Genomic DNA, 18812 nt, shown 5'->3' with positions numbered 1-18812 from the left:
GACCTTTTTATATAATGCGCGATACCTGTGTGATCTGCTCCTGTCCATGATGCTCATTTGTTTCAATGGTAATGATGCCGGGTTTTTTCCCAGGTGCCAGGTCCCCCAATTCGGCCTCAAACCCTAATGCCCTGGCTCCATTGGATGTTGCCCATTGAAGCAATATTCCCAAACCCAACCTCGGATTGGTTTGTAATAAACGGTTCATTTCCGCAGCAATGCTCAACTGGTGGTTGCTGGCCAGGCTATCGGTTCCCAGGATGACCGGGCAATTGTTTTGGAGGAGCAGCTCAACCGGCGGTTGTGCGTGGTTGATATATTCGTTGGCATTGGGACAAAGGCAGAACCAGATCTGTTGCGGATGTCCGGCGACAGGGTTGTTTGACCTGGTGTTGATAAGGTCTATATCCTGCTGATTGGTCAGCACATTATGCACCAGGATCAGCTGGCTGAATTGGTTCAATGCCGGTAGGCAGGCCGCCAGGCTGCTTTTTCCAGGTGCTTTGAAAAAGTTTATATCCACACCGATGGTCCTGTAGAGTTCCAGGAAATCCCCCTTGCCGGAACGGAAGAACTCATCCTCAGCTTCGCTCTCCTGGTTATGCATGGTGATGATCGCACCTTTCGATTGTTCATTGATCAGCTGGAACAGTTCGCCTGAAACGGAATAAGGGGCATGGGGAACAATGGTGGTAGGACCGGTTGCTTTCATTTGCTCCTGCAATTGCCGGCCGGCTTCGAAGCGGGCGCCTGCCCCTGCCGGTACAAACCCACTCACTTCAATGAAGTTCCGGTAGTGCATCCGGCCTTTCTGCTTTTGGTGCAGGGTGTGGGCAGTATTGCAGATATCCCCGACCGCCACAATGCCCGACCGGAACATCTGGTCTTCGGCATCGGCAATGGCCTGCTGGACCTGGTCCTGGTCGAAGGTGCGCTTCTGCATGACCCCCAGCAAAAAGGGAACCATGCCGGTCTTTTCCGGGATCACCCCTTTAATATGGCTCAACTCCAGGTGGCAATGGGCATTCACCAGTCCCGGGCTGAGGATCCCCGGCACATATTGGATATCCCCGCCGGCATCGGTTTCCGGGACCAGGGCCTCAATGACTCCCTTTTCTGTTGCGATCAATACCATGCCTTCCGGCGCAAATGCTTCCCCGGTAAAAATCCTGTCTGCCTTGAATTTTCTAAAGCCCATGCTTTATTTGAGTTAATTTTGCCCTCCCAAAACAGTTCCTGCCGGTCCGGCCGTGGGAACAAATGGTGCGGGCCCGGCCCAAACCGTAAAATTAAAGGAACTATGTTAGACAAACTGGAAGCGATAAAGGCCAGGTTCAATGACCTGGGAGTGGCCCTGACCAATCCGGAGATCGTAAGCGATAACCGGAAGTTCAGCGCCATGAGCAAGGAGTACCGTAACCTGGAAAAGATCGTCAAGGCCTATGATGAGTACCGGGGCATGTTGAGTGATATCGAGGGTTACAGGGAAGCTTTGAGTGGCGATGATGAGGAGTTGCGGGAACTGGCCAAGGAGGAATTGCCCGGATTGGAAGAAGGAAAGGAAAAGCTGGAAGCTTCCATCCGCCAGATGCTGATCCCCAAGGACCCGCAGGATGAGAAGAACGCGATACTTGAAATCAGGGCCGGTACCGGTGGTGATGAAGCCTCCTTGTTCGCGGGCGACCTGCTGAACATGTACCTGCGCTATTGCAACAGCAAGGGCTGGAAAACGGCCATCCTGAGTGAGAACGAAGGAACAGTGGGTGGCTACAAGGAAGTGAACGTAGAAGTGATCGGTGATGATGTATATGGTACCCTGAAGTTCGAGAGTGGGGTGCACCGCGTACAACGGGTACCCGCAACCGAAGCCAGCGGAAGGGTGCATACCAGTGCGGCAACCGTTGCGGTGATGCCTGAGGCAGAGGAAGTGGATGTGGAGATCAGGGATGCGGATGTGAAGATGGAGACGGCCCGAAGCGGTGGTGCCGGTGGCCAGAACGTGAACAAGGTAGAGACCAAGGTAATGCTGACCCATATCCCCACAGGAACGGTGGTGATCTGCCAGACGGAAAGAACCCAGCTGGGCAACAGGGAGAAGGCCATGCAAATGCTAAGGACGAAATTGTATGAAGAACAGGTAAGGAAGCAGGAAGAAGAGATCGCCAGACACCGTAAGAGCCTCGTGAGCAGTGGTGACCGCAGCGCCAAGATCAGGACCTATAATTTCCCGCAGGGCAGGGTTACCGACCACCGGATCAATTACACTTCCTACAACCTGGATGCGGTATTGAACGGTGAGATCCAGGATTTTATCGACCAGTTGCAATTCGCGGAGAATGCCGAAAAAATGACGAACAACCAATAATAAAAAAATCATATATTCAATAAGGCTGTAGCAAAACCTACAGCCTTATTTTTTTGTTGCTATCCTTCTAATCTTAACCATTAAACCAAGTAAGAATGTTAGATCAGTTAATGAACCTGGTTCGTCAACAGGCCGGTGATGCAGTGATCAATAACCCGGCCATTCCCAATGAGTATAATGAGGCAGTAGTGGAAGAAACGACCTATGCAGTTGCAGGTGGACTGCAGCAGGCCCTTTCGGGCGGACAGATCAAGGATGTGTTGAGCCTTTTCTCCGGCAATGGTGCTGCCGCCGATGGTAACCCCGTCAGCCAGATGATCTCCGGTGGATTATTGCAGAACCTGGTAGGGAAATTCGGCATCGACCAGCAGCAGGCAGGTTCAGTTGTTTCCAGCCTGGTTCCGGGAATTCTCCAGTCGCTCGTTCAACGCACCAATGATCCGGCAGATAGCAGCTTCGACCTCCAGGGAATCTTTAATTCATTAAGTGGCGGAAGGACCAGTGGCTTTGATGTACAGGGCCTGGTAAGCCGTTTTGCCCAGGGCGGTTTGGACCGTGACGGTGATGGGGATACGGATCTCCAGGATGTGATGGCCATGTTCAGCGGCGGCGGCAACCAGGGCGGCGGTGGCGGAATCTTGGATTCCCTGAGTGGATTGCTGGGAGGTCGATAAGGTGGTAAATATTATATCAATAATTGTATTTATCAATGACCGGAGCCCGGACCAGATTTAATCAGTTGAGGATTTTTGCACTATGTAACCGTATCGGCTAAGAATATACCTAATTTTTTGCAGAATACTGTACAGTAGCGGCATTTAGCTGTTAATTATTTATAAAAAGCCCTCCGGTATGATGTTTTACAGGATTAAAGGTTGTTACTTTGCAGTACAATCTTCAGTGAAAGGAAGACAAAAACTGAAGGGTAAATTTTAAAGTTCTTTTAATCCTTATTTAACGTTTTTGAATACACTTTTGGACGGAACTTTGCGTTATATAAGTAATTACGCTGATTTAATTTTTTGACTCTCATACATAAGCAGTCAATTTTCTCATAAGCAGTTAGTTTTGGTTACGGCCCCTGTTTCTACAGGGGCCATTCTTTTTTACTTAGGTCAAGCCTAAGATCCTCTCTTTACTACGCCAGAAGAATATATAACCGGCTACAGCGCCGATCCCATCTGCCAGCGCATCATACCAGTCAAAATCGCGGTGGATCAGTGGGGTGCCTTGCAGGAATTCGATCACAATACCGTCTGCTATAGCGAGTACCAAAACCAATAAGGCCAGCTTTTTTAATTTGTTGGGTTGGGATGGGTAGCGATTGGCCAAATAAAAACAGATTGACGCTACAAGACCGGCATAGAGCAATGCATGGACCAGTTTATCCATGTTGGGGATCAGCACCAGCGGTTCTTCCCTGAATTGTGAACCCGGGAACAATAAAAGGAAATGCAACCCAATCATCCAGCCAATGGCGAGCAGGCCATTCTTGAGCATCTTGATCATGGTGTAAAGCTAATCGAAACCATCAAATACAGGAATGGCAGGAATAGAAGCATCCTGCCGGGGTCTAAGGCCACGTATCATCCTGGGGATACAATTAGTTTCGATAATTGAAAGGTAATTCAGGTAAAGGCGGAACGAAAGGTAATGGTTCCGGAAGGCGGGGAAACATGGACTGGAATAGAAAGAAAAAAGGAGTGACCCAAGCCACTCCCTTTCCCGAGTTATTATTGACCAACCAGGGCCTTGTAGGCAGCGGCATCCATCAATGCCTCTACATCAGCAGGGTTGTTAACGGTCATCTTGATCATCCAGCCTTCTCCGTAAGGATCGCTGTTCACCAGTTCAGGATTGGCACCCAGGGAAGGGTTAACTTCATTGATGGTTCCGGCCACTGGCAGGTAAAGGTCAGATACGGTCTTTACTGCTTCAACGGTTCCGAATACAGCTTCAGCATCGAGGCTTTTGCCCACTGTTTCGATTTCTACATAAACAATGTCACCCAATTCACCCTGGGCAAAATCAGTGATTCCAATGGTAGCAACGTTGCCTTCCAGACTGATCCATTCGTGGTCCTTGGTGTAACGGAGATTATCAGGAAAATTCATGACGTGAAATTTTGTTGTGCAAATATTGGGAAATATTTCTGGTTTAGGTGCAGCAGGGAAATTTTTGCCCTGACTGTTTAATGAAAGGGTAACGGAACGACAATATCTTTTTACCGGGCCTCACTTGCGCTTTACCATTTTCGCCTTCAGGATCCTCACATTGCTGAGGGGCCTGTCGCCACCCTGGCGGCCACTGGTGGGTACTGCTGCTATACTGTCCACCACTTCCAGGCCTTTTACCACTTCCCCGAAGACAGTGTAATTGGAATCGAGGTGGGGCGCCCCGCCGATGGTCTTGTACACCTCACGGTGGGCGGCGGGCAGCTTCCTGCCTTTCAGGCGAAAGGTTTCCACTGAATCAAGTCCGGCATCGTTAAATACCCTGCCCTGGACGATATAGAATTGGCTGGCGCTACTGGCTTTCTGGGGATTCACCTCATCGCCCATCCTGGCGGCAGCGAGGGCACCTTTCCGGTGGAAGAGATCCGGCCTGAATTCGGCCGGTACCTTGTAGCCCAGGTCGCCGCTCCCCAAACGGGCGGTATCGCTGGCCCTCTTGCTGCCGGGGTCACCTGCCTGGATCATGAAGGATTGGATCACCCGGTGGAAAAGCACGCTGTCGTAGGTGCCGTTCTTTACCAGTTTAATGAAATTATCCCGGTGCAGCGGGGTCTGGTCAGCTAGCCTCAGCTGGATATTTCCCTTGGTGGTTACGAGCAATATGTCCTTGCGGAGGTCTGCTTTGGTAGGCCTGCCGTTTTTGCTGGCGGAACATCCTGCAAGCAATAGGGAACAACAGGCCATTCCTGTAGCCAATACAATATTTCTCATGGAAAATTAACGGGACCTTTTAAGAATGGTCCTGGGTGTCAAAATACAATAAAACATGGTCTTTCAGAAAATCCTCCTGCTCCTTGGGATTGAGGACAGGTAAGGGTTTAAGCTGTTTGAAATGGGGCCAGCCGTCTTCGTCCACGGATTCCAGTTCATAATAGCCGCTTTTGGACAGTAGCGAGCAAACGGCCACATGCATCAGGTCCTGTTTTTGTTCCTTGGAAAAGCTGGGCCTGATCTCCCCGAATTCCTGGATGCCGATCAGGAAGAGGATGGTCTCCATGTCCGGCTTCTTCCCAAATCTTTCTACCAGCTTCGCTTCCAGGGTCCACCAGCGGGTCTGCAGGTCGTCTTGTACATTCATGCCGCAAAGATAGACCGGAAGGATCGATCTGCGGCAATTGGAATGGGGGATGGGAGTGGAACTTTCAGTACTTTTTTAACGCAAAGAGCGCGAAGAATGCTTTAGCTTTTGAGGGGTTTTTGAGAACGCAAAGCATTGGCTGCGCCAATGTGAACCCAACCAATTTTCACGCCATCTCACCCCAGCAGGGTCTCCCGGAGGGGACCCTGATGAATGGTAGGATGGAGGCTTAACTTTCATTTTTTAACGCAAAGGGCGCCCGCAACAGTGCTGTTGGGGCAGGCAAAGAATGCTTTAGCTTTTGAGGGGTTTTTGAGAACGCAAAGCATTGGCTGCGCCAATGTAGATCCAACCAATTTTCACCTAAGCAGGGTCTCCCGGAGGGGCTACTGTGTACTCACATCTTCACCCCAGCAGGGTCTCCCGGAGGGGACCCTGATGAATAGTAGGATGAAAATTCATCGGGTCCTATGCGACCGCGCATGCTGAGGTATAAGAATAATATTCCATCCCCCATCAGGATCTCCCAAACGAGAACATAATGAATAGTAGGATGGAGGATCATCGGGGTCCTCTTCGAGAGACCCCGCTGAGGTTAGGGGGTGTGAGTTTCTTACCCCAGCAGGGTCTCCCGCAGGGGACCCGGATGAATGATAGGTTGAAAATTCATCGGGGGCTCTTGTCGAGTACCACTTTGGGGTGAAAAGAGTTACTCCTCGTCGCCCCCGTTGTGTCTTATGACCAACGGGTAGTTGGAAGATGAGATTATCTATTGGGTGCATAAATATTTCGCCATTTGTACATCGGGGTCCCCTTCGGGAGACCCCGCTGAGGTATAAATGATGTGGGTGGACTGTAGCCCCTTCAGGAGACCCCGCTGAGGTATAAACAACGCGTTGGTGATGCTCCCCAGCCCCAGCGGGGCTGCTTATCTGTAGCAACGTGGTGGCGATGGAATCCTCCCCTGGTTGGCGAAAACCCAGATTTCCACATTTTCACATCCCCACATTTCCTCATGTCCTTCGTTCCCGGTTATCTTTGCCGCAAATATTCTGAGATGTTACAGGTGAATTTTATCCGTCAGAACGTGGAGCTGGTGAAAGAAAGACTGGCAGTGAAGCGTTTCCCCAAACCCGAATTGGTGGATGAACTGGTAGAACTGGACGAACGCCGCCGCAAGCTCCAGTTTGAGCGCGATGAGCTGCAATCCAGGGTGAACGCGGCTTCCAAGGAGATCGGTGGATTGATGCGGGAAGGAAAAAAGGAAGAAGCTGAGAAACTGAAGCAGGAAGTGGCTTCGCTGAAGGCCAAAATGGACGATGTTGCCGAACTGGATGCCATTGAGCAATCTATCCACAATATACTGGTACAGATCCCCAACCTGCCTTCATCCCTCGTTCCCCTGGGTAAAACCCCGGAGGATAATGTGGTGGTAAGGGAAGGCGGTGCAAAGCCGGCCTTGCATGCTGGCGCCAAACCGCACTGGGACCTGGTGCAGCAATATAACCTGATCGATTTTGAACTGGGCAATAAGATCACCGGCAGTGGCTTCCCTGTTTACCGTAACAAGGGTGCCAAACTCCAACGCGCGTTGATCCAGTATTTCCTGGATTACAATACCGCTGCCGGATATGAAGAATTCCAGCCTCCTTATATGGTGAATGAGGCTTCTGCCTATGGAACAGGCCAGCTGCCGGATAAGGAAGGGCAGATGTACCATGCCACTGCAGATAATTTCTACCTCATCCCGACTGCTGAGGTACCGGTGACCAATATCTACCGCGATGAGATCGTGAAGGATACCGAACTGCCTATCAGGATGACTGCCTATACGCCCTGTTTCAGGCGCGAAGCGGGAAGCTATGGTAAGGATGTAAGGGGATTGAATCGCCTGCACCAGTTCGATAAGGTGGAGATCGTGCAATTGGTGCATCCCGATAAGAGCTATGAAGTGCTGGATGAAATGGTGGCGCATGTGGAGCAATTGATCCAGTCGCTGGAACTGCCTTACCGCATTCTTCGGTTGTGCGGCGGCGATATGGGCTTCACTTCTGCCCTGACCTATGATTTTGAAGTGTACAGCGCCGCGCAGGAAAAATGGCTGGAAGTGAGTTCTGTTTCCAATTTCGAATCCTACCAGACCAACCGGATGAAGATCAGGTTCAAGGATGGTAACGGTAAGCCGCAGTTGCTGCATTCCCTCAATGGCAGCTCCATGGCCCTGCCCAGGATCCTCGCGGCCTTGCTGGAGAACAACCAGACGGAGGAAGGTATTAAGCTTCCGAAAGTGCTGCATAGTTATTTTGGTGCGGAGAAGATCGGCTAAGCAATAACATGATTTTTTATAGAGGGTGTGTCGGTTGACGGCACGCCTTTTTTTGTTTTGTTGGTGATGTTTCCTGACCCCATCAGGGTCCACTTCGACCACGCCCGCTGAGGTGTAACGGTAGATTATGCCCTGCGCCGCTGTTGTGTGTTATCACCAACAGCTCCCAACGATAGCCATTATCAACTTTAGCTGCTGTTGTGCGATTTCCCTGATGTGCTTCTTCCAACTGCCCGTTGGTCATAAGACACAACGGGGGCGACGGGGGTATCCACATGCCCACATTTTCACACCTGCCCTCGTAGTACAGCGTATGGGGGCACATTCTAGCCATCGGTTCCCGTCGGCCTCGCCCGCTGAGGTAAAAGGTTCAAGTTTCATTTTTTTTATCGCGAAGGCCGCCCACAACAGTGCTGTTGGGGCAGGCAAAAGAGTGGGCTAGCTTTTGAGGGGTTTTTGAGAACGCAAAGCATTGGCTGCGCCAATGTGGACCCATCATTTTTTACCCCTTCTGGGTCTCCTTCAAAGCCCCTGATGAAATATTTACTATCCCGCTTCCGTTTAAACCTTTCCATCCCTAAACGGTCCTATTACCACAACTCTACCCATTGGAGCAACTGCAACAACATAACCAACACCTCTTATGGCGCGCGGCCTTTGGGCCGCATATCGCCGAGTTCGACCAGGTCAGGAAAGCCCGACCCGGCCAATACTTCGAGGCTTTGCTGAAAGCTTCTGCCAAAAAACCGGTCTACCTCAATGTGGCGGGCAATGCCTTTAATGGCTTGGCCAAGGGCATCGATGAGATCGGACGCCAGCAACGCATGGAATTGACCGATGAGCAGAAGAAGGCCTTGCGGCAACAAAGCAGGGAAGACCTCAAGAACCTGAACCTTTACTGGCTCGATGAAATGGTGAACAGTGATGCGCAGCTGCGCGAGAAGATGGCCTTTTTCTGGCATGGGCATTTTGCCTGCCGCAACCTGAACATCTTCTACCAGCAGTTATTGCTGCACGAGATCAGGACCCATGCATTGGGTAATTTCGGGGAACTCCTGCGTGCCGTCAGCAAGAGCGCTGCCATGATCAACTTCCTCAACAACAACCAGAACAGGAAGGACCACCCGAACGAGAACTTTGCCCGTGAAGTGATGGAACTCTTCACCATGGGCAGGGGACATTATACCGAGGAGGATGTGAAGGAAGCAGCAAGGGCCTTTACCGGCTGGGGCGCCAACCTGAACGGCGACTTCGTGTTCCGGAAATTTGTGCATGATGCGGGTAGCAAGACCTTCCTGGGTAGGACCGGAAATTTTGATGGGGATGATATCATTAGTATGCTGTTGGAACAGCCGCAGACCGCACGTTTCATAACGAGGAAACTCTATGCCTTTTTTGTGAACGATGTGGTCGATGAACAAAGGGTGGACCAACTGGCTGCATCATTCTACCAATCCGGTTATGATATCCCTTCGCTCCTGCGTGCCATCTTTACCTCGACATGGTTTTATGAAGACAAGAATATCGGGGCCAGGATCAAATCACCGGTGGAATTATGGGTGGGCATCAGGCGAACTTTTCCCCTGCAGTTGCAGGATAATGCAGTCCAACTCTTGTTACAGCGATTGATGGGACAATTATTGTTCTATCCTCCCAGTGTTGCGGGATGGCCCGGAGGAAGGTCATGGATCGATAGTTCTTCCCTTTTGCTGCGGATGCGCCTGCCCCAATTGGTAGCGGGACAGGATGTGTTGTCCATGCAACCCAAGGATGATGATGACCAGATGATGGGTCGCAGGCAGGCGGGGGCTGGACTGGGAATTGCCAATGGGAAAGGCTTGCAGGCAACAGTGGATTGGCCTGCTTTTCTAAAGCGGTTCTCCTCTTACAAGGAAAAAGAAGCCTATGATCAACTGGCCGCCTGGCTTTTGCAGAGTCGTCAATATCCAGACCATGCATTGGTCAATCAATACATCCATCCATCCGACAAGGAATCAATGATCATCCAGGCAGCCATCCGTTTGATGAGCTGTCCGGAATACCAGCTCTGCTGATCACCCAAAACCTTAATCATGCTTATTAAAAGAAGGGAATTCATAAAGGCAGGATCAATGGCCAGTACTTCACTATTTGTACCCGCCTTCCTGAAAGCCATGCCGGTGGAAAAACCATTCCCAGCAGGGGAGAAGGTGCTGGTGGTGCTGCAACTCAGTGGCGGCAATGATGGCCTTAATACGGTTATCCCTTACCGTAATGACCTCTATTATGCAGCCAGGCCAAAGCTGGGCATCAGGATGAAGGATAGCCTGCGATTGAATGATGAAGCTGGTATCCATCCTGCCTTGCCTGCCTTTAGTGAGTTTTATGCGAATGGGGAGATGGCGATCCTCAACAGTGTGGGGTATCCCAATCCCGATCGTTCCCATTTCCGGAGCATGGATATCTGGCATACGGCCAGTGACAGCAAGACCTATCTCGATACCGGATGGCTGGGTCGCTATCTCGATGCTCAATGTAAGGGCTGTGACCATCCCACACAGGTCTTGGAATTGGATGATGTATTGAGTCTTGCGCTAAAAGGGAAGCAACTGAATGGCCTGGCCATGAAGGACCCGGCCAGGTTGTACCAGACTGCACGCAATCCATTCTATGAAGCATTAGTGGAGGACCACCACCATCATGAACCGGTTGCGGATTATCTGTACAAGACATTGGCAGATACCTTAAGCAGTGCCGATTATATTTTCAAGGCCAGTAAGGAAAAGTCCTCATCGGCTTCCTATCCGGCAACCGCATTGGGCAAGAGCCTGAAGACCATTTCTTCCCTCATTAATTCAGGTATCAATACCAGGGTCTATTATGTATCGCACGGAAGTTTTGATACGCATATTGCGCAGGATGCCCAGCAGCGAAGGTTGTTCACCGAAATGAATGATGCGGTGGCAGCCTTCATCAAGGACCTCAAAGCCTATGGGCGTTTCAAGGATGTGCTGCTGGTGACCTTTTCAGAATTCGGCAGGAGGGTAGCCCAGAATGCCAGTGGGGGAACAGACCATGGCACAGCCAATACTATGTTTGTCATCGGCGGTGGACTGAAACAAAAAGGAATGATCAATGACTTGCCCAACCTTGCGGATCTCGATGATGGGGACTTGAAATACAGCGTTGATTTCAGGCAGGTCTATGCCACCCTGCTCGACAAATGGTTGAGCCATCCGTCCAAAGAGGTATTGGGAGCCAGTTTCAAGCCCTTGCAATTTATTTAATCACGAAATCCATCAGTATACTACCTGATCAGTGTAAGCGTGGATCGGTGTTTTTTCTTCTCCCCTTTGTAATTGGTGTACTGGACATTCACCACATAGGTGCCGCTGGGTTGGCCCTGTCCGGCCAAACGCCCGTCCCATGCCTGCTGGATGGAATTGGAACTGAACACCAGTTGTCCATACCGGTTATAGATACTCAAATTGAAATCCCTGATAAATGGATTACCTTTCGCTTTGTAAGTATCGTTCTTCCCATCATTATTTGGGGTAAAGGCATTGGGAAGGTAAAGGTTATCGCATTCAGGCAACTCCAGCAAATTGATCACAACAGTACTATCCTCCACCAGGCATCCCTTGTTATCAAACACCTCCAATAAATAGTTGCCTAAGCTTAAATTGTTGAGTGAACCATTATTTGGATAATTCCGGCTGTTTACCCTGATGTTGTAAGGTCCTGCGGTCCCATCCACACTGAATTGCAGGCTACCCTTCGATGGTTCATTACAGGTGGCATCTGTTTTGTTAATAGTGAGATTAACGGGTTCAAGTTCGTAAGGGCGTATGGTAATTGCAGTATCCCATACACAGCTATTTTGGTTCCTTACTTCCAAAGGATAGGTGCCGGGTGCCAGGCTAGCGAAACGGTTGACAGAACTGAAAGTCCCGTTATTCAAGCTATACTGGTAGGTGTTGGCGGGATCGTTGATGGTTACGGTAACCGATCCATTGTTTTCCTTGCAATGTTCATCGGTTACTTCCACCTGCCATTGCGGTTGTGGGTCTTTAATATTTGTTACCACCCAGCTGGTATCTATGGCGCATCCCTTGGCATCAGTAATGCTGATGGCATAGCTGCCCTCTGCAAGGTTATTGAAAAAATTCCTCGCTTCCGGGGTACTACCATTCAATGAAACTTTATAATTGGTGGTACCGGGTGCTATGGTCAGGGTAATGCTGCCATTGGTTGAAAGGCATTGTGAGGGTGTACTGCTGATGCTTTGGAGGAATGCTGGCTTCTCGCGGTAGGATAAGCTGACTGATGTATCTACCTGGCATCCCGAAGCATCCCTGATGGAAATAGCCACTTTACCTGAATCCAAGTCTTTAATAGTGTTGACGGTTGAGAAGGCACTCCCATTATAAGCATATTGCAATGGAAGGTAGTTGGATTGTGCATTTACCGCGATACTTCCATCCGTGACCTGGCAATTCAGCGGATGGTTGATGGCAAGGCGAATATCCGGTGAAATACCTGTGGTCAGGGAAAAGCTGGAGTCAGTGCTACAGCCCTTGTCATTGCTAACCTTGATGGTATAATTGCCTAAGGGCAGGCCATTGAATATACCTGTTGTATTGGTGATACCGTTGATGGTATAGTTAAGGTTACCGCTACTGGCTGTTCCTGCTACTACGCGAACACTGCCCGTCCTTGTAACAGGATCATTACAAGGAACGGTTAGCAAAATACTGTCAATGGTCACACCCAATGTATTCCCTGATTCTACCGAACTGGCGCCATCGTAAACTCTGAAGTTATATTTGCAGATAGTGTCCAGTATCTTTTTATTCTCCAAATCCAGTTCCACCAGTTCGGAATCTGAGTTTATGGCGAAGTAGCGATTGCTGGTGCAGGTGGAAGGAAAACTGATGAGACCAAACGCTCTGGTTCCCTTCAGGTCAAGAAAGACCTTACTGTTTTGCAGCTGTTCAATATCGATCTCTAAAATGGTTTCATAGTAGGTGGTTAGGTAGAGTTTGTCCTTAAAAAAGATTAGGTCCCCGCCCGGTTGACTTAAACCAGGCAACCTGCCCAGATTGGTGGACACACCGGTTTTCGGATCCAATCGGAGCAGTTCACTCGTCAGGCCGCTGATCCCATACAGTATCCCATTCTTATCAGCTGTAAATGCATTAACGGATGTTCCGAGTTGATATCTATCGATGAATCTTCCTACATAGACACAATTGCCCGGCTCATTTACATTCAACCGGTATACATTATTGTTGTTCCCGGTGATCACGTAAAGCGTGTCCTTGTGTAAGGCAATGCTGTAGAGCTTTTCTTCATAGAGCTGACTGCATATTCCTTGCACCTTCGTAGTGCTGCAAAGTCCTTGGGAGATATTCACCTCATACAAGGAGTCGTTACTGTTGATGAAGATTCGCTGGGCCTTTGATGGCAGTGTAAATACAAATATGGTAAGGATGATCAGCCAGTAGCTGAAAATGCGATTCATGATAAGGTTTTAGGTTCAAAAAAAGGACGCGGGGGAGAAATAGGCTATAGCTTCCTCAGCCAGATATTCCTGTAACTAACTGGATTACCATGGTCCTGCAACTGGATGCTGCCGGGTCCATGCTTCTCGTAAAAAGGCTGGCCGATATAGAGCGTCTTGCCTTTCAGCTCCACGTTGTTTTGGATGAGCACATTGTTGTGCAATACCGTAACACGTGCGGGCGACAACAGGCTACCATCTTCCTTGAATTTGGGGGCCGTGAAGATCACATCGTAGGTTTGCCATTCTCCCGGAGGGCGACAGGCATTCACCAGGGGCATATGTTGCTTGTACAGACTACCGGCCTGGCCATTGCTATAGGTCTGGTTATTGTAGCTGTCCAATACCTGGAGCTCGTATTGTTGCATGAAGAAGATGCCGCTGTTGCCACGACCCTGGCCTTCGCTTTCGACCTTGGCCGGAGTACGCCATTCGATATGCAACTGGCAATCGCCAAATACATCCTTCGTCTTGATATCTCCCGCGCCAGCCTTTACCGTAAGCACGCCATTCTCGATGGTCCAGCCGGCCTTTCCGCCGTCCTTGGCACTTACCCATTGGTCAAGGTTCTTGCCGTCAAACAACACGATCGCGTCTGATGGTGCTTTGCTTGTGTTACCGGGATCCACCACCTTGGGAACGGGTGTCCATACTTCTGTGGCTTTGGGGTCACCTTGCTGTTGTGCATGGGAGCTTGCTGTCATGCCGAGGGCGATTGTCAGGATGAAGAGATATCTGTTCATTGGACGAATGTTATCCTTAAAAATAATCATTCTTTCGGTAGGAGGCTTGCCCGCTCCTGTAATTACCTGACCAGGATGAAGCTGCCTTTCTGGACATAGGCCTTCCCGTTATTGTCCTCCCCGCTGATCATCCAGACATAGTTACCGGCGGGTTGGTCAAGACCATTCAGTTTGCCATCCCAACCTATGTTGGAAGTATTGTCGAATAGCAACTGGCCGAGGCGGTTGTAGATCCGGAAATAATGAAGTTTTCGCATACCCACGGCCGTGAACCTGAAGCGGTCATTCTTATTGTCGCCATTGGGAGTGAAGGCATTCGGCACATAAATGGCCGGGCCTTTGTAGACCTTGATATTAATGGTGTCGCGGGTTTCGCAACCAATAGGGGAAGAAGCGGTCAGAACGTAACTGGTATTCTGGTTCAGTGTTGCCACCGGATTCGGGATGCTGGGGTCAGACAGCCCGGTTGCCGGCGTCCATTGAAAACTCGTCCCGCCACTTCCATTCAACTGGATGGGTTCGCCAATGGCCGCGATGGTATCATTACCGGCGAAGGCCCTGGTCTGGTAGAACCTGATCACCTGCGTAATGGTATCGCTGGGACAACCCTGGTCGGATTCGGCAAAGAGCTGAACGGTGAGTTCTGCCGCGCGATTACTGTTCAGGATAACCGAATTGCCGGTCCTCAGCTGGTTGTTGATGATCCAGTTCCATTGGTTGATGGGAACAGCTGGTCGAAGGTCCTGGCCTACCAGTTCAATGGTTTGCCCCGCACAGGCTTCGGCCGGGTCAAAATTGACTGCCGGCCTGGGGAAAGTATTCACCGTCCTAATGGGTGAGACCGCTTCACAACCTTCTGCTGTTTTAAGTGCCAGGGAAATGGTCTGGGGGACTCCAACAATAGTGGGTTGGGATGGCGGTTGCTGGCCTGAGAAGCTATTGCCATTGATGGTCCAGGTCCATTGGTTGATGGTCCCGACTTCCACGGTGGAAATATCCTGTAGGGTAAGGACATCCCCTTCGCATAAGGGATCCTGTACCTGGAAGGCCGGACGCGGAATGGTGCCGATGGTCACCTTCCGGGTGAACTTTTCTGATACGCATCCATTCGCGCCCAGGATGCTGAGGCTGATATCGTATATGCCTGGCTGTGAGTAGGTGTGGGGTAATGGGGTAGCAGTGGTGTCCTTCCTCCCATCGCCAAAATCCCAGTACCATTGGTCGATCCGGCCAAAGGACCTCGACTGGTCAACGATCTCGATGGTAGCTGGATAACAGAAGACCTGGTCAGGAGGGAAACTGAAGACCGGGTTCAGCGAAGTACAGAACCGTTGCTGGTTCTTCGCCCCGCCGGTAGCTCCGGTAAAGCCCCAGAATACCTTGGGGTCGCCCTTGAACACATCGTTCACCAGGTCAACTGTTGCTCGGAGTCTTTCCACGCCATCCACACTGGTCGCGATCTCCCTGGTAGCAGGGTTCCACCTGATGCGGAAACTATGCCATTGGCAGTCCTCGATATTGCTACTATTGGGCAGGATACTGATAGGGCCGGCAAGGTTATTCGGACTATTGTGGTTATTGTCGCCATCGCGATGGATGCTGATATGGTCAAAGCCGGGATCGGCAAGGTTGCCATTCTGCCAGGTATCCAGTACTACCCCGATCGAAGGAGTGATGCCTTCAAAGCCCAAACCCTCGCCGGTGGAGCCTACACTGGTGCTGATGGGCTGCAAGACAAATACGATCCCATCGGCGCCCTGCGCATCGGTGCAGCCCAGGAAGACCTCGAAACTAAAATCAAAGGACTGGGTGAGGTCGATCTTGTTGATGTTCCAAACGGAGCCGGATTTCGTGAATTCGTCGGGGGTAATGGTATAGCAGTTGCAGTTCTCTTTCAGGGCGGCACCATTGAGGATATAGGGACTGTCCACGGCCTGTCGCTGGGCTTTTGCCGCAAGGCTGCCCAGGAAAAGCATGAACAACAGTGCTATCCTTTTCAATGGTTTCATTTCCCCTATAAAAAAACATCATTCCTGTGGAAGGAATGATGTTTGTCAAACGGAATATTGTTTCAATTACCAGCCTTGTTTCGCAATACCGGCCTTGATGGCAGCCAATGCATTGGCTTCGCTCAGCATAGTGGTCAGCTTGTTGCCTTTGCCATCATTGCCCTGGGCCATATAACCACCCCTCGCAGTCTTGGTGATCACTGCATCCTTGATCTCAACGCCCTTCTCCTTGGTCTTTACGTTGTATGCTGTCAATTTGATATCTGCCATGATTATTGTTTTAAAGATTAAAAATTAATGGTTTAATGGTAGGTCAAGCTAACCAAAAAATCTGAACTGGTAAAACAAAACTCAGCCAGGCCCCCGGTCGGCATCAACCTGAAATGGTTTACACATCCAGTTTGGCATAGCGTGCATGGGTCTCGATGAACTCGCGGCGTGGCGCTACTTCATCGCCCATCAGCATGCTGAATACCCTGTCGGCCTCGGCTGCGCTTTCAATGGAAACCTGCTTCAGTGTGCGGGTCGCGGGATTCATGGTAGTATCCCACAACTGGTCGGCGTTCATCTCACCAAGACCCTTGTAACGCTGAACGGTCACACTTTCTTCCTTGCCACCACCCAGCTTTTCCACCCATGCCTTGCGCTGTTCTTCATTCCAGGCATAGGATTGTTCCTTGCCTTTCTTCACCAGGTACAAGGGCGGTTGGGCAATATATACATAACCCTGCTCTACCATCTCCTTCATATAACGATAGATGAAAGTGAGGATCAGCGTGGCAATGTGGGAACCATCCACATCGGCATCGGTCATGATGATCAGCTTATGGTAGCGAAGCTTGGTCAGGTTCAGTGCCTTGGGGTCCTCGGGGGTACCGATGGTCACACCGAGGGCGGTGTACATATTCCTGATCTCTTCGTTCTCGTAGATCTTGTGCTCCATGGCCTTCTCCACGTTCAGGATCTTACCCCTCAAGGGCAGGATGGCCTGGAAATTCCGGTCGCGGCCCTGCTTGGCAGTACCACCGGCCGAGTCACCCTCGACGAGGAAGAGCTCGCAACGCTCGGCATCCCTTTCGGAACAGTCGGCCAGTTTACCCGGCAGGCCACCGCCACTGAGAACGGTCTTACGCTGTACCATCTCGCGGGCCTTCTTCGCGGCCACACGTGCTTGTGCGGCAAGGATCACCTTGCTGATCACGTTCTTGGCTTCCTTGGGGTTCTCTTCCAGGTAGGCTTCCAGCACGCGGCTTACGGTTGTTTCCACCACACCACTCACTTCGCTGTTGCCCAGCTTGGTCTTGGTCTGGCCTTCGAACTGGGGCTCGGGAACCTTTACGGAAACGATCGCGCTCAGGCCCTCGCGGAAGTCATCGCCTTCCACTTCGATCTTGGCCTTCTCGAACATGCCTTCCTTATCGCCATAGCTCTTGAAGACCCTGGTCAATGCGCGACGGAAACCGGTCACGTGCGTACCGCCTTCAATGGTGTTGATATTGTTAACGTAGGAGAAGATATGCTCCTTGAAGTCGTTATTATAGGTCAGGGCAACCTCCACCGACACATGCGTTCCTTCGTCATAGCCCTCCACATAAAGGGTGTTGGCGATCAGGGGCGTGCGGTTGGCGCTCTGGTCCAGCATCTCCACGAATTCGGTGATACCGCCTTCGCTGAAGAAGTTCTTGGAATAAGGGATGCCGTTCTCATCCTTTTCCCTCAGGTCGGTCAGCGTAATGCTGATGCGACGGTTCAGGTAGGCGAGTTCGCGGAGGCGTCCTTCCAGGATTTCCTTGTTGTAAACGGTAGACGTGAAGATGGAGGCATCGGGCCAGAAATGCACTTTGGTTCCGGTAACATCGGTAGTACCGATCTCGCGAACGGGATACTGGGGAACACCGATGCGGTATTCCTGTTCGAAGATCTTGCCTTCGCGCTGTACGGTCACGTGCAGGAGGGAACTCAGGGCGTTCACGCAACTCACGCCCACACCGTGCAGACCACCGGAAACCTTGTAGGTGTTCTTGTCGAACTTACCACCGGCATGCAGTACGGTCATGACCACCTCGAGGGCACTGCGCTTTTCCTTGCTGTGCATGGCGGTAGGGATACCACGGCCATCGTCCTGCACGGAAATGGAATTGTCCTCGTGAATGGTGACGAAAATATTCTTACAATAACCAGCTAATGCTTCGTCGATAGAGTTATCTACCACCTCATATACCAGGTGGTGAAGGCCTTTTACCCCGATATCGCCGATGTACATGGCAGGGCGTTTACGCACCGCTTCCAATCCCTCCAACACCTGGATACTATCGGCACCATAACCGCCCGGGGTGGCTACGGCCTGTTCTTGTGATTCTACGCTCATACGGATCTTCTGTAATTCGCTGTTAACTAATAAATGGGCTATTGGCAAATGTAAGGAAAAGGCCCCGTAGATGGGCTTTTTTAGGGGTTTTAACGGGGGTTGTGGACAACTTTAGGATAGCTTTTCCGGGCAGTCCGGGAGCCGCTG

15 protein-coding genes are annotated in these 18812 nt (G+C 50.7%); 5 read left to right on the top strand and 10 right to left on the bottom strand.

From position 1 onward, the window contains the following. Positions 1-7 precede the first annotated feature (7 nt). A complete protein-coding gene (locus KJS94_RS10625) occupies positions 8-1198 on the bottom strand; it encodes an amidohydrolase family protein (protein WP_214448784.1) in 1191 nt (396 codons plus the stop codon). Positions 1199-1300: 102 nt separating this feature from the next. Between KJS94_RS10625 and prfA the strand changes: the two genes are divergently transcribed. Further along, positions 1301-2365, top strand: coding sequence for a peptide chain release factor 1 (prfA, locus tag KJS94_RS10620; protein ID WP_214448785.1), 1065 nt, complete (start codon positions 1301-1303; stop codon positions 2363-2365). A gap of 95 nt (positions 2366-2460) precedes the next feature. Then, entirely contained in the window at positions 2461-3039 is a 579-nt protein-coding gene (locus KJS94_RS10615) for a DUF937 domain-containing protein (RefSeq protein ID WP_214448786.1), read from the top strand. A 436-nt stretch (positions 3040-3475) separates the two neighbouring features. Here the strand turns inward: KJS94_RS10615 and KJS94_RS10610 are convergent, their stop codons facing one another. The 4 genes from KJS94_RS10610 to KJS94_RS10595 form a co-directional block, all read right to left on the bottom strand. Continuing rightward, positions 3476-3874: a VanZ family protein gene (locus KJS94_RS10610; protein WP_214448787.1), complete on the bottom strand. Its 399-nt coding sequence runs from the start codon at positions 3872-3874 to the stop codon at positions 3476-3478. Positions 3875-4098: 224 nt separating this feature from the next. Next, entirely contained in the window at positions 4099-4479 is a 381-nt protein-coding gene (gcvH, locus tag KJS94_RS10605) for a glycine cleavage system protein GcvH (RefSeq protein ID WP_214448788.1), read from the bottom strand. A 120-nt stretch (positions 4480-4599) separates the two neighbouring features. Continuing rightward, complete coding sequence (locus KJS94_RS10600) at positions 4600-5310, bottom strand: peptidylprolyl isomerase (protein ID WP_239804129.1); 711 nt, start codon at positions 5308-5310, stop codon at positions 4600-4602. Between the two features lie 19 nt (positions 5311-5329). Beyond that, entirely contained in the window at positions 5330-5677 is a 348-nt protein-coding gene (locus tag KJS94_RS10595; protein WP_214448789.1) for a hypothetical protein, read from the bottom strand. Positions 5678-6734: 1057 nt separating this feature from the next. Here KJS94_RS10595 and serS point away from each other — a divergent pair. From serS to KJS94_RS10580, 3 genes are all read left to right on the top strand, one after another. Next, on the top strand, positions 6735-8003 hold the full coding sequence (gene serS, locus KJS94_RS10590; RefSeq protein ID WP_214448790.1) for a serine--tRNA ligase: 1269 nt from the start codon (positions 6735-6737) through the stop codon (positions 8001-8003). A 608-nt stretch (positions 8004-8611) separates the two neighbouring features. Then, the gene (locus KJS94_RS10585) at positions 8612-10057 is read left to right on the top strand and encodes a DUF1800 domain-containing protein (RefSeq protein WP_214448791.1); all 1446 of its coding nucleotides are present in this window, start codon (positions 8612-8614) and stop codon (positions 10055-10057) included. Between the two features lie 18 nt (positions 10058-10075). Continuing rightward, complete coding sequence (locus KJS94_RS10580) at positions 10076-11269, top strand: DUF1501 domain-containing protein (protein WP_214448792.1); 1194 nt, start codon at positions 10076-10078, stop codon at positions 11267-11269. Between the two features lie 20 nt (positions 11270-11289). Here KJS94_RS10580 and KJS94_RS10575 read toward each other — a convergent pair whose 3' ends face one another. The 5 genes from KJS94_RS10575 to gyrB all read right to left on the bottom strand — a co-directional run bounded on the left by KJS94_RS10575 (position 11290) and on the right by gyrB (position 18665). Further along, positions 11290-13506, bottom strand: coding sequence for a T9SS type B sorting domain-containing protein (locus KJS94_RS10575; protein WP_214448793.1), 2217 nt, complete (start codon positions 13504-13506; stop codon positions 11290-11292). A 44-nt stretch (positions 13507-13550) separates the two neighbouring features. Next, a complete protein-coding gene (locus KJS94_RS10570) occupies positions 13551-14288 on the bottom strand; it encodes a 3-keto-disaccharide hydrolase (protein ID WP_214448794.1) in 738 nt (245 codons plus the stop codon). Between the two features lie 62 nt (positions 14289-14350). Then, positions 14351-16297, bottom strand: coding sequence for a lectin-like domain-containing protein (locus KJS94_RS10565; protein ID WP_214448795.1), 1947 nt, complete (start codon positions 16295-16297; stop codon positions 14351-14353). Positions 16298-16363: 66 nt separating this feature from the next. Beyond that, the gene (locus KJS94_RS10560; RefSeq protein ID WP_214448796.1) at positions 16364-16567 is read right to left on the bottom strand and encodes a hypothetical protein; all 204 of its coding nucleotides are present in this window, start codon (positions 16565-16567) and stop codon (positions 16364-16366) included. Between the two features lie 118 nt (positions 16568-16685). Continuing rightward, positions 16686-18665, bottom strand: coding sequence for a DNA topoisomerase (ATP-hydrolyzing) subunit B (gene gyrB / locus KJS94_RS10555; RefSeq protein WP_214448797.1), 1980 nt, complete (start codon positions 18663-18665; stop codon positions 16686-16688). Positions 18666-18812 lie beyond the last annotated feature (147 nt).

Source organism: Flavihumibacter rivuli, from assembly GCF_018595685.2.
Lineage (GTDB): Bacteria > Bacteroidota > Bacteroidia > Chitinophagales > Chitinophagaceae > Flavihumibacter > Flavihumibacter rivuli.
The sequence above is the reverse complement of the archived record's forward strand: the minus strand, read 5'-3'. Positions and strand labels throughout refer to the sequence as shown.